The organism is Jatrophihabitans sp. (genome assembly GCF_036389215.1).
Lineage (GTDB): Bacteria > Actinomycetota > Actinomycetes > Mycobacteriales > Jatrophihabitantaceae > Jatrophihabitans_A.
The window spans coordinates 1-4,174 of sequence record NZ_DASVQG010000288.1 but is presented as its reverse complement, the minus strand read 5'-3'; the positions used below and the strand labels follow the sequence as shown (position 1 = coordinate 4,174).

The window sequence follows — 4,174 nt, the reverse complement described above, 5'->3', positions numbered from 1 at the left end:
GTCGCCGTGCGGATAGAGCGGTGACGACCCCGTGAAGCGGTAGATCCTGCAACTCGCCCAGGCACGGCCGGGGGTTCTATAGTCCGGCCATCATGGTGAGACACGGACCGCCGGGCTGGCACAACTGGGCGGGCACCTACGAGGTGACCCCGGCCAGGATGAGCTACCCAACCTCGGCCGCCGAGGTCGCGGAGGAGGTGCTCCGGGCCGCCCAGGAAGAGCTGTCGGTGAAGGCGGTGGGGGCCGGCTACAGCTCCAACGACATCGCCGTCACCCGGGGCGTAATGATCGACCTGTCCAAGCTCACCGGCCTCATCTCCGCCGACAAGCAGATCGGGCTGGTGACGTTCGGCGCCGGGACGACGCTGCGCGACCTCAACCGGGACCTGTGGAAACTCGGCCTGTCGCTGAACTGCATGGGAAACCTCGACGCCGCCACCGTCGCCGGCGCCATTGCCACCGGCACCCACGGCACCGGCCGGCGGTTCACCGGCCTGGCCAGCCAGGTGCGCGGACTGCAGCTGGTCACCGCCGACGGGCAGCTGCTGGAGTGCTCGGCCGACCAGCACCCGGAACTGTTCGCCGCCGCCCGGATCAGTCTCGGCGCGCTGGGCATCATCACCGCGGTGACCCTGCAGTGCGACCCTGCCTTCGTCCTGCACTCGGTCGAGGCGCCGGCCGACTACGACGACCTGTTCGAGGTGCTCGCCCGGCTGGAGCTACGGGACCATTTCGAGTTCCTCTGGTTCCCGCACACCCGCCGGGTGCTGACCAAGGTGCAGACCCGGCTACCCGCCGACGCCCCGCTGCAGCCACGGGGCCCGATGCGCACCTGGTACGACGACAAGGTCCTCGGCAGCGTGTTCAGCGCCATGAACCGGCTGTCCGCGACCTGGCCCGGCGTGACCGGCAAGGTGAACCGGGTAGCCACCCGGGCACTGCCCGAACGCAGCTATACCGACCAGGCCCACCGGCTCGTCACCGGCTCGGGCCGGGTGGTGTTCCGCCAGATGGAGTACGCGGTGCCGCGTACGGCGCTGGGCCACGTCCTGGACGAGCTCGAGGACTGGCTGGAGCGCTCCGGCGAGCAGATCACCTTTCCGGTCGAGGTGCGGCTGGCGGCCGCGGACAACATCCCGCTGTCGCCCGCCTTCGGCCGGGAGACCTGCTGGATCGCGGTGCACCAGTACTACCGGCGCCCGCACGAGACGTACTTCGCGGCTGTCGAGGCCATCGCCCGGGAGGTCGACGGACGGCCGCACTGGGGCAAGCTGCACTACCGCTCGGCCGAGGACCTGGCGCCGTCCTACCCGCTGTTCGACGAGTTCCTGGCGGTGCGCGACACCTACGACCCGGACCGCCGGTTCAGCAACGACTACCTGCGCCGGGTGCTCGGCAGCTGATCGCTGCGGGGTTGGTGTCGCCGTCGGCATGATCAGCCGTCGCCGTATGCTGCTGCACATGTCGAGCGTGCCCGTCACCGAGCTGCGCAGCTGGAATGCCCAGCTCACGCTCGATCCGCTGGACCCCGGCGACCCGGCGGAGCAGCGCTACGTTCCGCTTCGGGAGTCCGGTCACGCCGCGGTGGACGAGATGATGGCAACCATCGAGCTGGCGGTCGACACCACCACCCAGTTGCTGTCCGGGCCATCGGGTGCGGGCAAGACCACTGAGCTCCGCCGGCTGCGCAGCGACCTCGACAAGCACGGCTACCGTGCAGTTCTCTTCGACGTCACCAGATACGTCAACGAATCGTCACCGGTCGACATCACCGAGTTCCTGATCGCGCTGGCGCTCGGCGCCCACGACGCGCTCGGCGGAAGTGAGGAGGCCGGCCAGGAAGGTTTCGGCCGGCGGCTGCGCACCCTGCTGTCGCGCCTGTCCATCGACCTGAACATCGGCGGGATCTCGGCCAAGGCGTCCCGCGACGGCGTCGAACTCGGTGCCTTCGGAGCGGCGACGGTCGAGGTGGACCTGCAACGCGAGCTCAAGAGCAGCGAGCCCTTCGTGGCAGAGCTGCGCAGGAAGCTCGCCTACCACGTCGGCACCCTGTACGAGGAGGTGGCCGCCTTCCTCCGCGAGCTGGTGTCCGGAGACGAGTCGGCCGGGCTCGTGCTGATCGCGGACGGGCTGGAGAAGCTGCGCGGCACGACGGAGAACGACATCTCGGTGCAGGAGTCCATCGAGGGACTGTTCGTCAACCATGCGAGCAAGCTGAAGTTCGCCTCGCACCACATGATCTACACGGTGCCCACCTACCTGCAGTTCACCGCGCCCGGCGCGCTGCCCTACGACGCCCGGGTGCTTCCGGTACCGGTGCCTCATGTGCGGCCTCGCCGTGACAATGGCGCAGAGAGCGTGCAGAAGACCGTCGAAGAGTTGCGCGAGGTCGTCCGCCGGCGCATCCCGACCGACCAGATCTTCGCCGGCGCCGACGACCTGGACCTGCTCATCCAAGCCTCCGGGGGGCATCTGCGGGATCTGTTCACCCTGCTCAGGCAGCTGGTCAATCTCATCCTGCGCCGCTCGCTGCCGCTTCCGGTCGCTCCGGAGCACATCGACGAGGCGATCCGTTACATCGCGCATGACTTTTCGACGATCACCCTGGAGCAGGAACGCTTCTTGCGATCAGTCGCTGAGGGCGACGGTACCGTCCGGCCCGCTGCCGACGAGATTCAACTGATGGCGCGGCTGCTGCAGAGCCACATGCTGCTCGGTCACCTGAACGGGCAGGACTGGTACGAGGTGCACCCGCTGGCAAGGCGTTCGCTCGGTATCGAGTGAGCATGCACGCGCAGGTTCCCCGGCGATGACCAGGCCCCGTGGCGCCGCGGCCGCTCTTGACCCTGATGCCGAACGCCTGTGGGACCGGCTCCGCGCCGAGTTCCAGCTGCACGACGGCTTCTGGCTGGCAATTATCTTCGGCGCCCAGACGGTCGAGCTCAACGAGCTGATCGGCCGTACCCGAGACCTGGCCTCGGCACAGGTGGCTGAGGTCCAGGAGCTTCGGATCAACTCGACAACCGATGTCGGCCATGCGTTGCGCGAACTGCTCACCCCAATACGGCCAGGAGTGCTGGCGACCTGGCTGCTCGATGACCCGATCGCGAGCCCTGAAGTCCGGCGCGAGTGGTGGTCGACCTTGCTGCATCGGCTGAACGAGCGCCGCGACGCGCTGCGAGCAGCGCGGCCGGCTGCACTGGTGCTCGCCTGTCCGCCCGATGCGTTGAACCTGGTGCGGGATGCGGCACCGGATCTCTGGTCCTACCGATCGTTGACAGCCACCCTGCAAGCCCCGCCGTCCGTTCCCGCCGATCGAGAGCACCCCGCCGCACCGCAGCCGGAGGCCGCAGCGGCACGACAGACTGCCCGGCCGCCCGCACCGTTGTCACCGGCCATCGCCGATCATGTCCGGCAGGCCGCGATTGCGCTGCGCAGCGACCGGACAGACGCCGCCTTGGCGGCGGCTCAGCGTGCGGTCGAAGCATCGACAAACCCCAGCGATCGAGCCGTCGCGGATGCCTGGCTGGCCCTGGCCCGCTCGCAGCAGGGCGATCAGGCCGAAGCGTTGCGGCTTGCGCGCAGGGCATGGTTGTCAGATCAGGCGCTGGATGAGGCTACCGCCCGGGTACTTCTGCAGATCCTTATCGCATCCCCGATCCTTGATGAACGTGGACGTGCGGCCCTCGAACTGGCCGACCTGACTCGCGAGGCGGTCGCCCGGAAGCCGGACAGCCCTGAATTGTGGCGGGACCTGTCGGTATCGCTGGACAACGCCGGCGGGGTGCGGCGGGACCAGGGGGACTTGAACGCCGCGCTGGCCGCGTTCACCGAGTCACTGGAGCTTCGTCGCCGTCTGGCCGAGCAGTATGGCAGCACCCCGCAGGCGCTGCGCGACCTGTCGGTATCGCTGAACAACGTCGGCGGGATGCACGAGCAGCAGGGCAACCTGGACGCCGCGCTGGCCGCGTTCACCGAATCGCTGGACCTGTCCCGCCGGCTCGCCGAGCAGCACGGCAGCACCGCGCAGGCGCTGCGCGACCTGTCGGTGGTGCTGAACAGAGTTGGCGGGGTACAGCGGGACCAGGGGGATCTGGACGCCGCGCTGGCCGCGTTCACCGAGTCACTGGAGCTTCGTCGCCGTCTGGCCGAGCAGTATGGCAGCACCCCGCAG

At 68.8% G+C, this 4,174-nt stretch carries 3 protein-coding genes; all 3 read left to right on the top strand.

The features are described 5' to 3' along the window. The first annotated feature begins 92 nt into the window (after window positions 1-92). Window positions 93-1,403, top strand: a complete 1,311-nt coding sequence (locus tag VF542_RS16155; protein WP_408652719.1) for a D-arabinono-1,4-lactone oxidase — start codon at window positions 93-95, stop codon at window positions 1,401-1,403. Window positions 1,404-1,461: 58 nt separating this feature from the next. Beyond that, complete coding sequence (locus tag VF542_RS16150) at window positions 1,462-2,784, top strand: hypothetical protein (RefSeq protein ID WP_408652718.1); 1,323 nt, start codon at window positions 1,462-1,464, stop codon at window positions 2,782-2,784. A gap of 289 nt (window positions 2,785-3,073) precedes the next feature. Continuing rightward, a partial coding sequence (locus tag VF542_RS16145) for a tetratricopeptide repeat protein (RefSeq protein ID WP_408652717.1) occupies window positions 3,074-4,174 on the top strand: 1,101 nt, incomplete at its 3' end.

Excerpts from the sequence above, each read along its gene's own strand:
- VF542_RS16155 (WP_408652719.1), top strand. The coding sequence starts at position 93 with ATGGTGAGACACGGACCGCCGGGCTGGCACAACTGGGCGGGCACCTAC.
- VF542_RS16150 (WP_408652718.1), top strand. The coding sequence starts at position 1,462 with ATGTCGAGCGTGCCCGTCACCGAGCTGCGCAGCTGGAATGCCCAGCTC.